The following is a 20,274-nucleotide window of genomic DNA, read 5'->3' as shown; positions in this document are numbered from 1 at the left end:
CGGACTTAATCCGGACCTCTTCTTATTTCAGACCTAAATACTGTTCCCAGAACTCTCGCGAAGTCATGTACGGCATGGCATCTTTCCATGCCCCCCTGACGCTCTTGCCCTCTTTACGATATCGCGCCATCAGTTCGTGCTCTCGGCGGCGAATACTCTTGAACCGCGCTCGATCCATCGTGCGGACCGACCCCTTCTCGCGGGTCGGATCAAGAAATACCAGCGTCTTGCAACGCGTCGAATTGCCTTCAAGCGTACAGCTGCCATTCTTAACTGCATAGCCAGGCTTTCCGCGCAACAGCGCATCGGGAAGATAGTGCTTGTCGTAAGGAATAGATCTCCAATACTTCATAAATTTCGAAGGATGGAATTCCAGATTAACATTAGCGAGCACTTGCTCCGTAACCCCAGCCTTGCGAAGAAGCTCTGGATCCATTTCGGAAACAGGAATAAGCTTTTCGTTTAACCTACCCTTGCCGATCATCGTCGCGGCGCCATCGAGCTTCTGGAGATACTCAGGGCCACGCAGATAATCCTCAAAGCCATCGAGAATAAACTCGGCAGCCTGATAGTCCATATCGCGCAAGTTCTGACGTACCCCTCGCTGAATACGAAGGACAAACATCTTCTCATCAGCACAATCATCGAGAGCAATCATAGCGAAGAAGTTGCGGAAGTACTGGTAGCAGTCAACCGAAGCGCGGAAACGCCCCTCAAAGCTTGCATGCCACACGCAAATGCAATTCATGGTCATGTAGACAGGCTTATTGCGCATGCCAAACTCAACGTCGTCGCAGCGGATAAAGAAAGGCATGGGAAGGCCGTTCTTTTCGATAGCCTTCACCGGAATGCAGCTATACCACCAAGCCCCATAGGCCTGATCAACTTCAACGTTCGTGCGTTCATTTTCGAGGATGTCAGCCAGCTTGCCGACATTCAGATCATCTTTTGCGCGACGATAAGCACCGGTAGTCGCCACATACGAGACATCCTCAAACTGACGAGTAGGGTCCTCCATTGAGAGCATGGCGCCGTTAATAAAGGCATCCTTATACTTGCCTTTAGCAAGAGAGAGGAGATTGAACGTGCGGATCAAACTCTCGGGCATAATAGAGACATCGTCATCCATCAAAATGATGTGAGTGTACTGATCAGGAGTTTCAGTAGCCGCCATCATTCCACGTGCGAATCCTCCCGAACCCCCCGTGTTGGGATTCGGGAGAACAGTGACCAGCTCATCGGAAAGTAATGCAGAATCGAGCGTCTGGCCATTGTCGACGACAAACATGTGGAAGTGGTCGCGAATCGGACCGTCCTCTTTAGAGATACCCTCTTTAACAAGATCGATGTTGGGAATGATATATCTCTCATTTTTAAACGTTGTCGTAGACAAAGCGAGGTCAACACGATTTACCTCGTCCCCATCCACCGTTGCGGCATAACAGCCCTTAACCAAAGTCGCGGTAGTCGATTCCTCGGAGGATATAGAGAACCCAATAAGGTCAAAATTCTCCAGACAGACACTAATGGCCAACGAGCCCAATCCAGTCTCAGGAGAAAAAGGAACCTGTTTAATTTGCACTGGATCGAGTGACCCATGTTCTACGCCATAAATGTGCACAAGTCCCGATCCATCAAGAACCAAATTCAGACAGACCTCATCGAGCTGCGCGTATTGACTCCATTTCAAAGCGGAAAATCCGTTGACATACGTCATAAAGTCAACGGTTCCGTTAATCTGCAAGCGATTCCCGGGAAGGGAGCGCACAATACTGCCACGTTCAATCCGATAATAGAGCTCCGAGTGGGAAATCGCGTGGTCATCAACGCAGCACACTATGTTGGCTAACTTATAATTAAGTTTCAAAATAAACTCCCATACTTACCTTCGAGAAGATACAAGCAATAACATTATCGCCTAAATTGACTGTAAGTCGCGCACCCCTGCAGTCATCTACAGCACCTTATGAATAATGTGAAACATCGTGTATATCTATATAATGAATCAAGATTCTTTACAAGAAATGGAGATTTAAATGCCCCTGATGAAGTTCGCAAATGTACTCTTGGAGCACAGCGCACGCGCAGTCAATTATCCCTCTTTGTATTGTCGTTCAACTGAACCCGTTGTCTTTCTTCCCGATAGTGATGCCTGGGAACTCAACGGCGAAGGCGAATTTGACTTCAGCACTTATTTCAACGCGCTTTCGATTAATAAACTTAATACTTATACAAACGCACAAAAGTATTATCTTCACCTCGAACTAAAGGGCGCTTCGTGCGAGGTGGTGCAAACAACCTCTGATAGATTTTCATCATGTCCAATTGTTCTTGATGCCACGAAAAGATGCATAGAGAAATCCGACTCCTTTGTTGTTCTAGATACCGAACTGGTAACGAGCGATGACACAATTCTGGTCGGTTTTATCATTCGCACTACAGGACCCGTACAAATTCGAAATAGCTACTACTCAGTCTTGACGGATCAGCCCCTAAAAGACGTTGAGCTTGTTTTGGCTACTACAACCTTCAAAAAAGAACAGTACATTAAGTCCAATATCGAGCTTGTCAAAACGGCAATCCTTGATAGCGCCGACCCAATCGCCGACCACTTTAATATGCACGTAATAGATAATGGCAGAACGCTCGATTCATCAGCCCTGGAAAACGGTCATGTCCATATTCATCCTAACCAGAACGTTGGCGGCGCAGGCGGCTTCACTTACGGGATGATTCTTGCCAAAGAGCAGAAACCGAAAGCAACGCACGTTCTGCTTATGGACGACGACGTAGCTGTATCTCCAGAGAGCATCAAAAGAACTTATAACCTGCTAAGGATAGTAAACAAAGACTATAACGAAGCGATGATTAGCGGCGCAATGCTGAATTACGGCATTGCTGATCAACAGTGGGAAGACACTGGCTATATGACCCCTCTCGGCTCTTTCTCCCCCGCTAAACCGCCCTTATACCTATCCCGTTTTGAAGACATTGTTTACAACGAGACGTTTAGAATCCCTAAAAACATTCGTGACACCAACGCCCGCTACGCGGCATGGTGGTATTGCTGTATACCGATGAGCGCTATAGAAGAAAACGGATTGCCTCTTCCCTATTTTGTTAGGTGCGACGATGCGGAATACGGCGTTCGATGCAAAAAACCTTTTATGACGATGAACAGCATCTGCATCTGGCATGAAAGTTTTCATGTTAGATACAACGCGGCGGTCGAGCGCTACCAAACAACGAGGAACACGCTTATTGCCAAATTCACCACTGGATTCGGAACAAACTCTGATTTCATGTACGAATTAAAAAATAACGTTCGACTCGAGCTCAAAAAGTATGGTTATAAAAATGCCAGCTTAGTTCTTGATGCATTCGAGGACTTCATGAAAGGACCCGATTTCTATAGCGAAATCGGAATTGCCGAGAAAACGTTCATGGAGGCAAATAAGAAGAAGGAAGCAATGGTTCCATTCAGCGAGCTAGAGAGACAAGCTCGCAAGATAGGAATTGAAGGCTTTTCCATTGATAATATTGATAGACAATTAATTGCTGGAGACAAGCCACGATCGATTTCGCAAAGATTTGTCGATTTTATCACCGACAATAGGCAAAGAATTCTAACAGGAGATGGTTCTGGATTTGCAGTCATCCCCGTACACGGTTGGGAATATCCCGCCGGAGCAATCCGAGGGAAAAGGTACATTATTGTTATTGACTGGTACAACCGAATGGGCTGTATTAGGACAAAAGATACCGAGGAGTACGCCAAGCTCCTTAAGCGCTACAAAGCCGATGTTAAACAATTCAAGGAATGTGAGAAAAAGCTTGCTGAAGCCTATTCTCAGAGTAGGCCAACCGTTACATCGGACGAGTTTTGGAAAAGGTATCTTGGAATCTAACTTGTTGGCTAAGCCAACTGAGTAGTTGCACGCCTGTGCATTACAGAATATCGCGAAACTTCATCGCTGATACTATGCTGTGCGCCGTAGCCGGCAGGGGCCACGGCGCCCTTTTTATTGGTAGCGTCCGATCGCGTCGGAAATGTTGGTGTAAGCGCGCCGAGGGTGCTCAAGGAGGCGGAGCCCGACGCGCTCGCGTACCTTGACTTCCCGCCGTCGCACTGGAAGCGCCTGCGCACCAACAACGTGCAGGAGCGCGCCAACAGGGAGATAAAGCGCCGCTCGCGCGTGGTGCAGGTCTTCCCGTCGGAGAGTTCGCTGCTCAGGCTCGTGGGCGCCGTCATGTGCGACCAGGCCGAAACATGGTCCGGCTCGCGCTACTTCTTGGAGAGGAAGATGGCCGAGATGCATGACGCCGCGTTCAGAATGGGTGCCGTGGGCGAGCACGACTGGGCGGAACTGGAGAAGACGGCCAGAAAGATGATCGAATCCAGCCTGGAACTTGCCGACAGCGTGGAGGCGGCCTAGGATATCAACTGATTCCGGATATCGGACACAGGGGCCGCAAGGGCCCTTACACCAACTTTCTCGACACTACCCATCATACTCGAGAAGTGCCGTCCGAGGGCCGAGACGGTGCTGGATGGGGCCGAACTGGAAGCCCATACCTACCCCCAAAGAAAAGAATGCGTCGCAATTTCGTTATGCCCGATATGCTTGCCTAAGACCAAAGCAGCGTGCTATCGGAAAATACAGATACAAACCCCGCGTCTAATAAACATCAGTTAATTCATATAAACGTATATCATCTTTGCTGTAAATCAATTTGAACCCAGGAGTATCTGCATCTATTGACTGTATTCCTGACCAAAAATCAGGATCATAAACACAGTAAAAGGAACTTGAGTCTGACGGACTCACACCAGAATCTAATTGCAAAACATACCTAATATGCTTGTCCAAAACCTCTTGCTTTACAGCTCGATTCGACGTGTATTCATGAATACGCTTGCGAAGAAGAGTATAAGAATCCGAGGGGTCCTGTGCGGAGGACTGCCTGTACAGTAGATTAACGTTAAAAAGACCGTAGAAGAAAGAGCTGCCATCTAGTGGGTTATTCAATACTACATATTGTCGATCAAGCATATCGGCAATTTTCGAACCAGCCGACAGTTCATCTTTATCGAGCATCAAGGTCTCAACCGCACCATTTACAAACGGTTTGCCGTTTAACTCATTAATAGAACTCAACGTGCACCTTAAATAACTAAAGGCAGAAGACAGGGTAAACGAGCCGTTCACCACGAGAGACGGCCCAAAAGCAAATCCGAGAAGTAATAAAATACATAGACCTGAATATACGCGCGGTGATATACCGGTATCAGGTTTTGATGCAGCATAATGATATAGATGCCTAAATAGCAAAGACATTCCTCTTGCAGCAAAGGGAATAAGCGAAATGACAACAATTGCAGCAATTCTTCTTGAATCTGTATACCAAAAACCCGTAAGCAATTGCTTTAAGTAGCCATCCGTTGAAACATCAACAATATAAAGAACACCCGCGAATATAGCAGACGCGATGAGCCAATTGCTTTGGTCTTTTCTACGAAAACATGAAATTAAACCAAACTGGACTAGCAAGCAAACTGGAAGCTGGGCAGGAAAATCAAAAAATGACAGAGTAAAAAAAGATGAAACAGCAGTACCAAAAGACTGGAAAGCTGGCCAATTAAATGAAACGGTCGCATGGAGCGGAGGCAAATAATAGCAAATAACCCAAACAGTGACCACCGCTAATATCGCAATGCACGCTACAAATAAATGGCTGGGCCACGATTTCTGTTTACCCGAGCACTTAGAGCACGTATAGACTGATTTGACAATTAGTGGAGCAATCACTACGCCAGCGGTAAATAAGGAACCAGGATGAGTAAAAGCCAAAAGAATAAGTGCGAGAATGAAGGCAATCGCGGCATGAGAAATGCTGCCTTTTCTGTTTACCAGCCGATCTGAAAGAATAATAGCAGACGATATCGCCGCAGGCACAAAAACAAGGCTGAAAAGATTAGCCAACAGCGAACCAAATGTAATTAGACCCCAGGGAAAAGCAACAAAAAAATATGAGACAACACAGCCAGATAGCTGAGCAACATTATCTTCTGGATAGCATGACGAAATCAGGCTTCGTACAGACAGGCATAAAATCGGACATAGGGATACAAAAATTATAATGTTCAGAGCCTCACTAGGAGAAATTGAAAATATCTCGACGAGCAATGCCGCAATAGAGTGCATACCAGTCGGATAGTAGCTGGTACCATTAAACAGAACTGAACTGTCCCTATAACAAGAGCTAAACAAAACGCCATATAACTTGGTATTGCTAAAGGATCGCACTGTGGAAAGTGCAAACGCGTTATCAAAATAAGGTATCACAGAGCTCGGGCCATCAAGATTTTTAAGGTAGATCCAAGCAACCAAGATAAGTGAGACCAACATATATACGACAAATACACAGAATGAAGTTGCCGAAACGTTATTAATGCGCTGCAATAAACACCGACGATTATTTATAGCAAAGACAAAAGATAACATCACCAATAAAAGGACATACCAATACCAGGGCACGGATATTTGTGCGACATAGGATAGCAACATCGCCAAAAACAACGCCATTAAAGAGAAAATAGGCGATAACGCCACAAGAAGATGATTTGGAATGTCAAATTTTGAAAAAGAAATAAGACCAGGTAAATACAACGAAACAGTAAGCGCAAATGACACCACAATAAAATAAAGCCAGTTGATCATTAGAATCCAGTTCGATTAAAACCATTAGATTATTGCCCCTGACAAACTGTCAATTTGATCGACTTGAGGCATCCTCTAAAACTTTTTCAAGAAGCGCGATACGCTGAGTAAGGTTTTTCGTAGCTACAACCAAACGACTAATCGCAATACTCAAAGAAAGACATATCAATAAAAGCAAAACAACAGCTACTACCAAAACAAAGTTAGAAGCCGTAATAAACCCAATCCAGTCTGAAATTAGATAAACCAAATTAGGTGCCAAAAGGCAGAGAAGAGCGATACAGCATAGAAAAATCCATAACAAGGAGTACTTGAGAAGAAGCTTCCCCTTCGAAACAAGATTGAACACGTAAAGCAACAAAGAAAAAAATATTAGAGAAGACCCAATTCGAAGTGCAAGGCTCATGATTAACCTAATTTCGCTTAGTCAAGCAAGCAATCGATATTGCAAGCGACACTTTTACCATGTAATAAATCGAAGAAATACCGCCTATTGAAGAAACACCGCCTTGCCGCTCGCGCATTTTGACTGGAACCTCGCTTACCGTCAGACCAGCTTTAAGTGATGTGGCAATAGATTCCGGTTCTGGATAATCGTCCGGATAGTCCCCACAGAACAAGCTGATTGCTTTAGGACCCGATGCGCGAAAACCAGAAGTTGGGTCAGTAATTATATGCCCAGTAAATAGATGCAGCCAGAAAGAAAGCCATTTAATTCCCATTCTACGGAGTCGAGTTGACTTGAATCCATCTTGCAAAGATAAAAACCGAGACCCAATAACCAAATCAGCGCCATTTGAAATCTCTTCAACGAGCATAGATATATATTTGGGATCATGCTGTCCGTCGCCATCAACCTGAACGTCAACATCATAGCCGTATCGTCGAGCGTATTTATGCCCAGCCTGAACAGCACCGCCAATACCAAGATTCTGAGGTAAATCTAGAACATTAATACCGTTTGATTTACATATTTCAAGTGTAGAGTCTTTTGAGCCGTCATTAACAACGACGTAATCAAATCCCGCTTCGACTACCGCACCGACAGCAGCCTCGATATTAGCCTCTTCGTTATATGCGGGAATAATCACCAAAACTCGTGGATCCGTTAGCATCAATGAACTCCATACAAAGAGCGGTTAATCAAATAGAACTTGCTCTATTCTATCTAAACAAACACGCCTCGAAAAATGCTCACGATAATAATTGAAGCCATTGGATCCCAAAGCATCAGTAGCATCTTTATTCATTGAGGCAATTTTTACCATATTTGCAGCAAGCGCATTAACATCTGAGGGATTGGAGACAAACCCGCATTTAGCAGAACGGACCGCATTGGCCCCTTCGCCGCGCATTACAGCAAGTATTGGTTTCGAAGACGCCATACAACTTGAAATCTTCGCCGGAATAGTAAGCTCTAGCTCGGGATTGTCGGCGAATGGTGCAATCATTGCCGTTGCAATATCTGAATACATGGGCACAACTTCAGGATCTACGCGCCCAATAAACAAAATGAACTCGCTCAGTCCTTTATTTGCAACGGTCTTCTGCAATTCCGCTCTGGACATGCCATCGCCAAGAATTAGCAGTCTCATCTCAACAGAACTATTTTTGATTGCATACGAGAACGCCTCAATAACTGTGTCAAGACCCTGTGCAGGAGTTATTGATCCGGCAAAAAGGAAAACACACTGACTTCCAAATTGCGACCTCAGCTCCTGTGAAACACTCTTTTGTTCGTAAACCTCCTCACAGTGCTGAGGTATTACACTTATCAAAACATCCGGATTCAAAGGTTTAATCCTATGAAATAAGTTGTCAGCCAAAGAGTCACTCAAGGCAATCAGCTTATTACAGACGGCATACTGCTTGTCGCAAAAAGATTTGGCAAAAGCTCTCAGAAAGCTATTTTGGACATTTATAACGGTATACAAATTTTCAGGCCAAATATCCAACACATACGTGACAAGAGGACATTTATTTCGCCATGCAGCAAACCTAGCCGGAATTATCATCAAAATAGGACTTGTGTTATAGCAAAATACAACGTCGTAATTATTTTTGAGGCTCAATGCCTTGAGAGATGCAGTAATCGGCCAGCTAATATAGTTCAGGAAAATGCGGACCGAAGTGTTTCCCTTTCGGCGTATTTCACCAGACCGAAAGACAGACGCACCATGGTAATCATCGTGACGATGGCCGCAATAACCATATCCTTCGGCCCATTCGCCTGAAGGATAATTTGGAATACCGCAAAGGACGTCAACACTTGCACCGTCTTCAATAAAACCTTTGACGATGTCATTGACTCGAAAGGTCTCTGGATAAAAATGCTGCGTTACGACAAGTATTTTTTTCCCAGCACATGAGCAAGCCATTAAACAATCTTCCTCCACACCATCTTGTCCACGACGCCGGTGTAGCTCTGGATGATCTTGACCACCTTGGTGGAGACGGCCTCGTCGGCGTAGTCGGGGACGGGCGCCTCGGGCAGCGACCCCTCGGCGTCGAGCTCGACGGCGGTGCGGACGGCCTGCAGCAGGCCGCGCTCGCTGATGCCGGCCAGCGTGAAGCAGGCCTTGTCAAGCGCCTCGGGGCGCTCGGTGGAGGTGCGGATGCACACAGCCGGGAACGGGCGGCCGACGCTCGCGAAGAAGCTGGACTCCTCTGGCAGGGTGCCGGAGTCGGACACCACGGCGAAGGCGTTCATCTGCAGGCAGTTGTAGTCGTGGAAGCCCATGGGCTCGTGCATGCGGACGCGGGGGTCGAGCTTGAAGCCGGTGGCCTCCAGGCGCTTGCGGGAGCGCGGGTGGCAGGAGTACAGGATCGGCATGTCGTACTTCTCGGCCAGCGCGTTGATGGCGGTGAACAGGCTCGTGAAGTTGGCCTCGGTGTCGATGTTCTCCTCGCGGTGGGCCGAGAGCAGCATGTAGCGCCTGGGCTCAAGGCCGAGCTCGGTCAGGACGTCCGAGGCCTCGATCTTGTCCAGGTTGGCTCGCAGGACCTCGGCCATGGGCGAGCCCGTGACGTAGGTGCGCTCCGGGGCGCAGCCGGTGTCCTTGAGGTAGCGACGGGCGTGCTCGGAGTAGGCCAGGTTTACGTCGGAGATCACGTCGACGATGCGGCGGTTGGTCTCCTCGGGCAGGCACTCGTCCTTGCAGCGGTTGCCCGCCTCCATGTGGAAGATGGGGATGTGCAGGCGCTTGGCCGCGATGGCGGACAGGCAGCTGTTGGTGTCGCCCAGGATCAGCAGCGCGTCGGGCTGGACCTGGACCATCAGCTTGTAACTCGCGGCGATGATGTTGCCCACGGTCTCGCCCAGGTCGGCGCCCACGGCGTCCAGGTAGACATCCGGATCGGCGAGCTCCAGGTCGCGGAAGAAGATGCCGTTGAGCGTGTAGTCGTAGTTCTGCCCGGTGTGAGCCAGCAGGCAGTCGAAATGGCGGCGGCACTTCTTGATGACCTCGGACAGGCGGATGACCTCGGGCCGGGTGCCCACGATGATCAGGAGCTTCAGACGGCCGTCATCTTTGAACTCAATCATTATTTTCTCCCATGGATTTCCATGATTTATACAGTCAAATAGATTCATAAGGACTAGCTAATTGGTTGCTGCCTTGAAATATCCAAAATAGAGGACTTTATTGCCTCATAATCAGCAGGAACAACAGTCCCCAAAGAAGCGTCAGCGATTTCTGCACAAGCGGTATTCTCCATCACAAGAGCCCTCGTTCCGCAAGACTGGGCCTCAGCAACAGTAAGGCCAAATGTCTCTTCAACACCAGGGTGTAGAAATACATCAGCAGTGGAATATATTTCAGCAAGTTCCCTTGCATTACTAGTCTTGGAAAGACTCAGTATTCTATCCCCCGCATGAACCTTTTGTCTCTCATTAAGACCAACAAGAACAACTACATAGCGATTGGGGTCAAGCTCACGAGAAAGACGGACAAAAATATCAAGACCCTTGCGAGCACTCCAAGGACTAGCAACGCCAAGAATCATAAAACGGTTTCCGATTCCGAAATGACTGCGGAAGTCACTTGGAGTCGGCTTAAATACAGTTTTATCAATTGAATTGTACCTTACTTCCACGGGATAGCCCGATAGAAAAGATTCCGAAACCAAATTTGCCAACCAATTTGATGGAACAATCAACTTAAGTCGGTCAACCGGCAAGGAAGTAAACAGCCGTCTTTTTTCACGCCAGCACCAATTGCATGATGAGTCAGGGGCGAAAGTTGGCGGATAGGTTTTTAACTGGGGGCATGCCTCTACGGAACAGCAAGACTCTTTCCATTGATTACAATTAACATATGAAAAATAAGCGCAATGTCCCGTAAACGCCCAACAATCGTGAAGCGTCCATTCCACTTTGCACTCATTTTTCGCCAACCACCGAAATAAAATAGGCAGATTTAAATAATAACCATGAAGGTTATGGAGATGAACTACATCCGGACGAATGCTATCGAGAGCCTTAATTAAACGATAAGTTTGAAAGCGAGAATGAAAGCCAGACTTTCCATCAATAAAAGTCTCAATTACATCCATAATAAAATTAATCATAGTTCCAAATTGGCGACCATTCAATACATCCTTATTGGCTCTGCGACCCCAAAAAGCATATGACTCTTCGCCGTTCTCCAGAAGAGAATTATGCTCAGCAAGCATAATCCTACCCGTAGATCCGTCTGGAACGCTGTTTATATGAGCGTAAACCGTCAAGCTAAACTTCCTCGAAAAAAGTATCGGGGTCCTCGGGGTCGAAGGGCTCGTTTGCCCACATGACCGTCACGAGGTCCTCGGTGTCGGACAGGTTGGTTATGGAGTGCGTGTAGCCGGGAATCATCTCCACGGCGCGCATGTCAGACCCAGAAACTATATACTCGTCGACGGGGAACGGGTTCCCCTCGGCATCCTCCCCTACTTTCCTCAACTTGATCGACGCGGTGCCGGAGACCACCAGGAACCTCTCCCACTTGCTCATGTGCCAGTGGTTTCCCTTGGTGATGCCTGGCTTGGACACGTTGATGGAGACCTGACCGCGCTCTGGCGTGCGCAGGAACTCGGTGAACGAGCCACGCGCGTCCGTGTTAGGCCTGAGGCCATAGGAAAAGTGCCCCGGCTCGTAGTAGGAAAGAAACGTGCTCCAGAGCTTCTTGGAGAAGGAGCCCTCCGAAAGGTCGGGCACCGAGAGCGTCTCGCGGCTGTCTCGGAAGCTGTCGAGCAGGTAGACGATCTCGCCCAGTGTCTTCACGTCGGTGTTAGGGACGTAGCAGAACCCGTCTCCCTCCACCCTCTCGAGGCCCTCGTAGCCGCAGCGGTGCTCCTCGCCCAGCAGCGCCCCCAGCATCTCGTCGACCAGGTCGTCGATGTAGAGGAGCTCCAGCTCCACCGAGGGGTCGTTCACGGTGTAGGGGCGGCCGTTGGCGATGGCGTCGCAGAAGGTGGCCACGGCGGAGTTGTAGCGCGGGCGGCACCACTTGCCGTAGAGGTTCGGGAAGCGGTAGATGAGCACGGGCGCCCCCGTGCGCTCCGAGTACTCGCGGAAGAGGCCCTCCCCCGCGAGCTTGGACTCGCCGTAGACCGAACCCTCGAAGCGGCCCGACAGGCTCGCCTGCGCGGAGCTGGAGAGCATGACGGGGCATCTGTTGCCGTGGCGCTCCAACGTGTCCAGCAGCGTGGAGGCGAACCCAAAGTTGCCCTCCATGAACTCCGCCTGGTCCTCGGGGCGGTTGACGCCGGCCAGGTTGAAGACGAAGTCGGCACGGGAGCAGAAGTCCTCCAGCTCACCGGGCGCCGAGTCCACGTCGTACTCCATGACCTCGAGGGGAAGGAGTTGCTGGTATTTGGCACGGCGGTCCTTGCCGTCGCGAATGTTCTTCAGCGCGCAGCAGAGGTTCCTGCCCACGAACCCCTTCGCACCGGTTACGAGGACGCGCACCCTACTGCACCGCCTCGTGCTCGCGGCCCTCGAGTGCCAGCTGCACGTACTCTGCGGTCTTGATCTTGGCGATCGTTCCGGCCACGTCGAGCCTCTCGGTGTTGTGGGAGGTGTAGGACTCGTCGGCCTGGGTCTCGACCTCGCCGTCCACGACGAACTTGTCGTAGTTGAGGTCGCGCGAGTCGCAGGCCACGCGGTAGTAGCCGCCCATGTCCTCGGCCCTCAGGCGCTCCTCGCGGGTCATGAGGGTCTCGAAGAGCTTCTCGCCGTGGCGGGTGCCGATCACCTGGGTGCCCACGTGTCCGAAGACCTCCTGCACGGCCTCGGCGAGGTCGCCGATCGTGGAGGCCGGCGCCTTTTGGATGAACAGGTCGCCGGGGTTGGCGTGCTCGAAGGCGAACTGCACCAGGTCGACGGCCTCGTCCAGGTTCATGAGGAAGCGGGTCATGTTGGGGTCGGTGACCGTGAGCGGCTCGCCCTTGCGGATGCGGTCGATGAACAGTGGGATGACGCTGCCGCGCGAGCACATGACGTTGCCGTAGCGGGTGCAGCAGATGGTGGTGCGGCCGGCGCCGTTGCGGGCGTTGGCGTAGATGATGGACTCCATCATGGCCTTGGACTTGCCCATGGCGTTGATGGGGTATGCGGCCTTGTCGGTGGACAGGCACACGACGCGGTCCACGCCCTCGTCTATCGCGGCGTGCAGCACGTTGTCCGTGCCGATGACGTTGGTGCGCACGGCCTCCATGGGGAAGAACTCGCAGGAGGGCACCTGCTTCAAGGCGGCGGCGTGGAAGATGTAGTCCACGCCGTGCATGGCGTCGCGCACGCTCTGGGCGTTGCGTACGTCGCCGATGAAGAAGTGCACCTTGGAGGCGAGCTCGGGGGACCTCTCCTGCAGGCGGTGGCGCATGTCGTCCTGCTTCTTCTCGTCGCGCGAGAAGATGCGGATCTCGGCCAGGTCGGTGTTCATGAAGTGCTTGAGCACGGTGTTGCCGAACGAGCCGGTGCCTCCCGTGATCATGAGGGTCTTGTCTTTGAATGAAGAAATGCTCATTGGGAACCTCAATTAATCTAAAAACAGTTACTTAACGCTTTTTCAGTATAATAACCACGACGAAGTCTTGCCGACACGCGTTCAACATTCCTAAGTAAGTCTGAATATTCATCATCTGTAAGACCCGAAAGCACGGAATTGAGTTCGTCTAAGGATGAAACAGCGATGCCAACGCCCTCTTCAAGAACAAACCGAGCAATAGCGGCCTCTTTCCAAACAATAACCGGGAACCCCGAAGCAAGATACAAAGACGTCTTATGTGGATTGTTGATTCTCAAATAATTGCCAAACGAACCAGAACAGCAATCACTGTCAGGCCCATCCCAAACAAGCCCAAAGCTACCGTCCAATACAAAAGGCAGTTCATCTACATCATAGGATCCCAAATAGTGCAAGTTCGGAAAAACGGATTTTTGCTCAAGGGGATAATTGGATCCATACAAATTAAAATTAACATCTTTAGGCAAACAAGATAAATAGCCAGCTTTGCTTGGGCTTAAGTTACCCGCAACAATGACAGGCCTATCAAGAGAAGCCTTATTCGGCACTTTATCGCTAGAAATTAAATAGTCGAATATTTGAAGATCGATAATTTTTTTAGTTGAAATCCCGTAAACACGAGAAATTGCCTTTGTCATTTCGGAATTATGCGAAATGACATAATCACAATTATCCAAAGCAAGTTTTTCCTCATGCTTAATAATTGATTCTAGAAATCTGGAAACGAATGAATCGCCACCTCTCAATGCTTCCAGATCGTGTAAAAACAGAACTGTTTGACACTTACTTTTCTTAATTGCATGACCAAATGAAAAACAGCCATAGACGGGAGGGTAGTTAACAAGAAGACAGTCTTCAGGATCTAACTTAGAAATGCCCCTGTTCCAAATCGAATAAGTTGAGAACTGATAGATAATCTTATCAATTAGGTTAGCATTTTGACGCAGATGATCGAATTCGCACTTCAGTTCTCGAGATGAAAATACCCGTTCGACAGTGCGGACAACATCTCTACGGGGCTTAATAGAGGCGTTCTTTCGATCAGAAGTACTTCTCTCCGACTCAGTTACATGAAACAACATACCAACGTCCTTACTTTCTGATAAGTGACGGAAGCATCACTAGGCACCCGATTAAATACGCCAAAGAAATAGCAACACTAACGCCATTTGCACCGAGATTATTAATGAAGAGATACGAAAAAGGAACCACGAGGAGCAATGCAATAAAATTACCAGCCAGATTCGAACTCATTGAACGGCGAACAATCGTCAAATCAGAAAACACGCCAATCAAAGCAGTCGCAAGCGAACTGATAACAGCGCCATACAACAAATATGAATAACGAATGATTGTTGAGCCAAACAAAAGTTCAAGTGCCCATTGTCCAAATAGTAAACACCCAAGCATGCAACCAAAAGCTATGACAACCGTCACGCCAGCCACCTTAATTAATAATTGATTGAAGTGCCTTCTCGTCTTCTCCAAATCGGCCATCGCGAAGACAACAAGCAAGGGCGCATAAGCGTTGAGCGCCCCCGCCTGCACGATTGCAGCAGGAGAACACACGGAGGAATAGATACCTAAAATGCTATTACCCAAAATTGAAGCCAATATCTGCCTCGACGAAGAGGTGACCAAAGCACAGCACGCAACACCCACCACGGCAGGAAGACAGCTTGAAAACAATGCTCCTATTGCATCAAAGTTGAATTCCGGTAGGACTGAATCGAATTTGGACGCCCAACATATATCCAACAATAAAACCGGAACGCAAACAGCACACATGGATAGAATGGAGAGTGGTATCGAATCTGTCAGCTTTAAGATAAAACAAAACGCCAGCAATGACAGAAGTCCTCTCAGCAGCATCGAAACGCCACAAAAAATCATGTTTCCACCTTTTTGGTCTATACCATGGAAAACATCAACTAAGACTTCAATTACCTTATAAAGGCAGTAACAAACCACGCTTATTATTGCCTCTTTTCTGCAGGTAAAGATTGTATATAAAAATACAAATCCAAAACCCGCAGCAATGGTTACAATTCGAAAACCGATATACTGCCCAGAAGAAAACTGATTATTGATATCAGAAACCTGATAAGACCTAATTTTATAAAGAGCAATCGGAATGAAAATATTGCTATATGACATAGCAAGAGACAGGTAACCCGCATACTCATAATTTGAAGAAATTCGGACAACGGCAACGGTCGTTAGCCATTGACAAGCCAAATAAACGATTGATCCAATCGTATTCCAGATAACATTGTTAGAAGTACTAGATCGCATGATTACCCACGATTATTTAATAGACAAAATGACTTTACTTATCTTGTTGCCATAATCCAAGTCGGAGGCCCATTTACCGCTCAACTCACCTACTGTAGTTGCAGACCCCCTTTTTACCAAATAAAAACGAGGATCGACGCACTCTCTATTCAAAGGGCCAAATGAGGCATACGCTTTTAGATGCTGAACTTGCGCTCTTATCCCCATTCGAACAGAGTCATTCCCAAACGAATTGAAGAATGCACCAGAAGCTCCTCCGTCAAGCGCTCCAATTCCAGCAAAATTACACTGGTCAGGCTGGACCTGTCCTCCAAATTTTAACCACCCAGTTTCCACCATAGCCTGAGCAAAGACGACGTAGGGGTCAACCCCTTCATAAGCAGCCTCTTCAGCAATTATAGAAACAAAATCTTCTATAGATGCCGCGCCGAATTTCGTGTAAACATTCGAAGGAAAACTAAACCCACTCCGAACAAAAGCAGATACCATCTTCTCTTGATTAGACGTTCCTGAGCTCATTATTTTGTGGAAGCCAGATTTTATTAAACAGGAGCGCGAGGCCCAGCCGCGGCTCTTGGAGCCGTAGGTCGCCCACACGGTCGCGCGGTACTCGCCGAGCTCGCCGAGGTCGGCGGCCGCCGGCGCCGCGCCCGTCCAGGAGCCGTCCGCCTGGCGGTAGAGCTGGTACCAGCGCTCGGCGCCGGAGGGCGCCACGACCTGCAGGCAGGCGTTGGAGGGGGCGGGCTTGAGGCCGGACGCGGTGGCGGACAGGGAGCCGCCCTCGTCGGAGAGGGACAGGCTCACGTCCGGGCGCGCGACGGAGGCCTTGGCTGTGGCCCAGCCGCGGCTCTTGGAGCCGTAGGTCGCCCACACGGTCGCGCGGTACTCGCCGAACTCGCCGAGGTCGGCGGCCGCCGGCGCCGCGCCCGTCCAGGAGCCGTCCGCCTGGCGGTAGAGCTGGTACCAGCGCTCGGCGCCGGAGGGCGCCACGACCTGCAGGCAGGCGTTGGAGGGGGCGGGCTTGAGGCCGGACGCGGTGGCGGACAGGGAGCCGCCCTCGTCGGAGAGGGACAGGCTCACGTCCGGGCGTTCAAATTCATAATTTGTAGAACCACATGGAAATGCTGAAGCGCCATTAAGCGTGCACCACGGTCGGACGGTCGTCTTGCCAAACAATGAATCTAAATCATCAAGGTTAAACTGGCAGCCCCATTCATTTCCAGACTTACAGCCCGAAAACCAGTAAGACGTGCCAGAAGGCGAAATGACCTCATACGACACATAGTCCGGATCAACTGCCCAATTAGATGAAGTTACGTCAACAATGTTTCCGCTAATAGCAGCATTCGTAGAGGCACGATTATCTCCGAACGACTTAGAATCCACTCTAAAGGTCTCGCCATCACATGTAACATATGCTTCGACTTGAAATACGCCGTATTCTGCATCAAGATCGAAAGATCCAGTCCAGCTATTATTGTGCTGATCGTATCCTTGAACCCAATCGACGCGACCACTAGAAGACTTGACCATATAGCAGGCGTTAGTCGGATTACCCCCTGAAAACTTTGTAGCCAAATCAATATGCCTGGCATTCTTCTTGACAGTTAAAGAGCCCGAATACCAGCTGGATTTTGGGAACTGCGCAATAATAGCAGCGGCATCAGCCTCGCCAAGACGACGACAACCATCATCGGAAAAGTAATTAGCGACATCGCCGGAATTGGAAATAAAGCCATGCTCAATTAAGATGCCAGGGATCCCCTGCTCGCGGGCGCATCGGATTACTGCAAACTCATCTCCCACTTGCATCTGAAAAACACCGCGGTACGAAAGCCCCATAGCAGCAAGGTTATTCATAACCTTATTGGCAAGCTCAACAGAAACCTGTGTATAGTCTGTACCATTTGCGGTGGGAGCGTAAACCTCGGCGCCATGAGCTGCGGAAGAACCGGAATTGATATGAAAGCTCACAAAAGCTTGCGCGCCCTGATCGATACAACGCTGGACGCGATAAAGAAAATCATTACCGGAGTAATTGCCGTATTGTTCACGAGCAAGAACGACCTTAAAACCGTATGCCTCAAGCTTATTCTTGCATGCCGCCACAATCTTCCAGGTAAGATCGGCCTCGCTTTTGCCATTACCTTGCGCGCCGGGGTCAGACCCGCCGTGGCCAGCGTCGAGAGCGATTACGCTAACATTACGCGCGGAACGTGCGGCATAGGTAGAAACGCCATCCGGCGAATCAGCACACTCCAGTGCCTGCTGGATAGTCTGAGCCTCGACTGCATTTCCGTCCTCATCTGCATAGTAAACAGATGTGCCCTCGGAGCTCGTAGAAGCCTCAACAACCGTGAATGAATAATCTCGGCCGGAAAGATCAATCTCATGCTCTGCTTCATCACCCTGCAGCGAATAGGAGATCGAAGTGAGGAAATAAGTATTTGCGTTTAAGTTCGCGCCAAAAATAAAAGCAGCAGAATTCCCAGCCGCGGCAGACGTGTCAACAGAGCCCCTGACCCCATTAGTACTCACATAATAAAGAGTTGCAGAGGAAAGAACATCACTGTCATTGGGCGTAGCAAAGGCAATGACTTGATCAGTCCCAGAGGAGAGGCTCGGATATGCGAGATAAACGTACTGGAAGGAAGAATCGACCGAATCGGCATGCTGCTCGACCTCAGAATAGCCCCCGGATTTATCCTGACCTTCAGAGTCGAGAACCTCAACATCGCCTCCAATCAGCGATTGATCGCCGGCGGCATCACTTCCGTTAGAATCATCACCGCGAGTGGCAACTCCATCATCAGTGGAGGTCACATCCGTCACGGCGTTTACAGGCTGCGTCTCGCTCAACCCATAGGCAGCAACTACAGGACTTATCAATGACGAAAACGCCATAAGAGCAGCTAGAGAGAAAGTGGTTGTAAGACGTAAAGCCTTTTTCATATCGCGTCCTCAATCAAACCGAATAATCACTAGTGGTAGATTATCTACTAAACAAGCCTATATTTAAATAATTGATAGAGAAAGGACTTACGATCCTAAAGACGCTCAATGTATCGATCTCCAAATATACGTTAGCGTTCCAACAGCAGCCATGGGACCTCCCTGATCCTAATCCTTCTCGATATGTGGAACTTCCTCGTTCTCACGACTGTATGGCAATTCGAGCGCAACGGGGGGACCGTTTAAACATACTTTGTAATCATTGCAAATTTCGAATCGAATAAATCTGTTCTTGATAACAAGATTTCATATCCAGGATCAAAGCATGGTTGAGGGAATAGATTATTTTGAGTAAGAAGCTCTCCGTTCCCAAGCCATTTGGCGATATAGTCCAATCGTATTTTTGCTATGCCTATCAACTGTGAAGCCACATCGTAATAATTAGGGTTATTGTCATCGGGTCCTCTTCTACGCAGAACATAGGCATGCTGCGCATGCGGTCTAAGGAAGATAGAAGGAAGGGATCTTCTTAAATCTATCAATTCGAACCCGCTGCCTCGATAAAGCCCGTTTTCCATCGGAGACTTAATTTCTGGCACGCACACCATCAACAAATAACCGAAACCTATTGGATCGTTATCCCCTCTAGCAATGTTTGAAAGCAAATCATAGTTATCCAAATACCGACTTTTATAATGGGTGTAAGTTTCTTTAGATTTAATAGTTTCCGGCTCATATAAACTCATCCACAAAGCAGTCCAATGATTGTCAACCAAATCAATAAAACGAGTGCTTATGCCGTAGTGTTGCAGCGCCCCCTCAATAATAGAACGATTTGAGTTACAACCAGCAGGAAGATTGAACTGTTTATTCAGAAGCGAGTCTAACATTATTTTATTAACAAGCGACTTGAGGTTATGCAGGCACTTATCGGAGTATTTCTTACCGCGCATCAAGGAGGGGGTCAGACTTCCATACAGTCGATTTTGACCTCGGTACAATACTTTCCCAACATCCTTATTCATAAATTTAGAATAACCGATTAAACGATTTAAACCATGAATGCTAGACACTTCATAAATCGGTATATCAAGCGTTTGGCTAGCAGCATAATATGTTTCGCTCTTGACCAACTGTGCACCAGAGATTGTAAGGTTACTTTTAATAATATTTGGTCTGACATGACCCCCATTTAATTCCGATGTCATTTTCAACTCCTTAAAATGGATAAAACCCATTTAATAGACTCAATTTATACAGGCAAACATATTATGCAAATCTGAATGCACCTAGGATAAAGA

The 20,274-nt window shown here is 48.5% G+C and carries 15 protein-coding genes; 2 read left to right on the top strand and 13 right to left on the bottom strand.

All coding sequences use genetic code 11. The features are described from left to right. Positions 1–22: 22 nt before the first annotated feature. Positions 23–1,768, bottom strand: a complete 1,746-nt coding sequence (locus tag DXD39_RS03345; protein ID WP_255415036.1) for a hypothetical protein — start codon at positions 1,766–1,768, stop codon at positions 23–25. 268 nt (positions 1,769–2,036) lie between these two features. Between DXD39_RS03345 and DXD39_RS03340 the strand changes: the two genes are divergently transcribed. Continuing rightward, a complete protein-coding gene (locus DXD39_RS03340; protein ID WP_117803113.1) occupies positions 2,037–3,908 on the top strand; it encodes a glycosyltransferase in 1,872 nt (623 codons plus the stop codon). A 165-nt stretch (positions 3,909–4,073) separates the two neighbouring features. Then, the gene (locus DXD39_RS03335) at positions 4,074–4,436 is read left to right on the top strand and encodes a transposase (RefSeq protein WP_233541092.1); all 363 of its coding nucleotides are present in this window, start codon (positions 4,074–4,076) and stop codon (positions 4,434–4,436) included. A 243-nt stretch (positions 4,437–4,679) separates the two neighbouring features. On the opposite strand, the gene DXD39_RS10075 is transcribed toward DXD39_RS03335, so the two are convergent. The 12 genes from DXD39_RS10075 to DXD39_RS03280 all read right to left on the bottom strand — a co-directional run bounded on the left by DXD39_RS10075 (position 4,680) and on the right by DXD39_RS03280 (position 20,211). After that, positions 4,680–6,722 carry a DUF6541 family protein gene (locus DXD39_RS10075; RefSeq protein ID WP_147347879.1) on the bottom strand — a complete coding sequence of 681 codons (2,043 nt, stop codon included), beginning with the start codon at positions 6,720–6,722 and terminating at the stop codon, positions 4,680–4,682. 49 nt (positions 6,723–6,771) lie between these two features. After that, positions 6,772–7,128 (bottom strand): DUF2304 domain-containing protein, encoded by a 357-nt coding sequence (locus tag DXD39_RS03330; RefSeq protein WP_117803112.1) that lies wholly within the window; start codon positions 7,126–7,128, stop codon positions 6,772–6,774. Between the two features lie 7 nt (positions 7,129–7,135). Continuing rightward, positions 7,136–7,837: a glycosyltransferase family 2 protein gene (locus tag DXD39_RS03325; protein ID WP_117803111.1), complete on the bottom strand. Its 702-nt coding sequence runs from the start codon at positions 7,835–7,837 to the stop codon at positions 7,136–7,138. Positions 7,838–7,861: 24 nt separating this feature from the next. Beyond that, positions 7,862–9,118, bottom strand: coding sequence for a glycosyltransferase family 4 protein (locus tag DXD39_RS03320; RefSeq protein ID WP_147347878.1), 1,257 nt, complete (start codon positions 9,116–9,118; stop codon positions 7,862–7,864). Beyond that, complete coding sequence (gene wecB, locus DXD39_RS03315; RefSeq protein ID WP_117803109.1) at positions 9,100–10,266, bottom strand: non-hydrolyzing UDP-N-acetylglucosamine 2-epimerase; 1,167 nt, start codon at positions 10,264–10,266, stop codon at positions 9,100–9,102. Before wecB ends, DXD39_RS03320 begins: the two co-directional genes overlap by 19 nt. Before the next feature lie 53 nt (positions 10,267–10,319). Next, positions 10,320–11,396, bottom strand: a complete 1,077-nt coding sequence (locus tag DXD39_RS03310) for a glycosyltransferase (protein ID WP_147347877.1) — start codon at positions 11,394–11,396, stop codon at positions 10,320–10,322. Between the two features lie 55 nt (positions 11,397–11,451). Then, entirely contained in the window at positions 11,452–12,669 is a 1,218-nt protein-coding gene (locus DXD39_RS03305) for an NAD-dependent epimerase/dehydratase family protein (protein ID WP_117803107.1), read from the bottom strand. A gap of 1 nt (position 12,670) precedes the next feature. Beyond that, positions 12,671–13,726, bottom strand: coding sequence for a polysaccharide biosynthesis protein (locus DXD39_RS03300; RefSeq protein WP_199572080.1), 1,056 nt, complete (start codon positions 13,724–13,726; stop codon positions 12,671–12,673). Between the two features lie 17 nt (positions 13,727–13,743). Then, positions 13,744–14,808, bottom strand: coding sequence for a galactofuranosyltransferase (locus DXD39_RS10070; RefSeq protein WP_147347875.1), 1,065 nt, complete (start codon positions 14,806–14,808; stop codon positions 13,744–13,746). A gap of 10 nt (positions 14,809–14,818) precedes the next feature. Then, complete coding sequence (locus DXD39_RS03290) at positions 14,819–16,021, bottom strand: lipopolysaccharide biosynthesis protein (RefSeq protein ID WP_147347874.1); 1,203 nt, start codon at positions 16,019–16,021, stop codon at positions 14,819–14,821. A gap of 12 nt (positions 16,022–16,033) precedes the next feature. Then, positions 16,034–18,973 (bottom strand): N-acetylmuramoyl-L-alanine amidase, encoded by a 2,940-nt coding sequence (locus tag DXD39_RS03285; RefSeq protein ID WP_117803104.1) that lies wholly within the window; start codon positions 18,971–18,973, stop codon positions 16,034–16,036. 242 nt (positions 18,974–19,215) lie between these two features. Continuing rightward, positions 19,216–20,211, bottom strand: a complete 996-nt coding sequence (locus DXD39_RS03280; protein WP_117803103.1) for an FRG domain-containing protein — start codon at positions 20,209–20,211, stop codon at positions 19,216–19,218. Positions 20,212–20,274: the final 63 nt, after the last annotated feature.

The sequence above is a fragment of the Collinsella sp. TM04-29 genome, from assembly GCF_003466565.1.
Lineage (GTDB): Bacteria > Actinomycetota > Coriobacteriia > Coriobacteriales > Coriobacteriaceae > Collinsella.
This window is presented reverse-complemented; position numbering and strand designations above follow the sequence as displayed.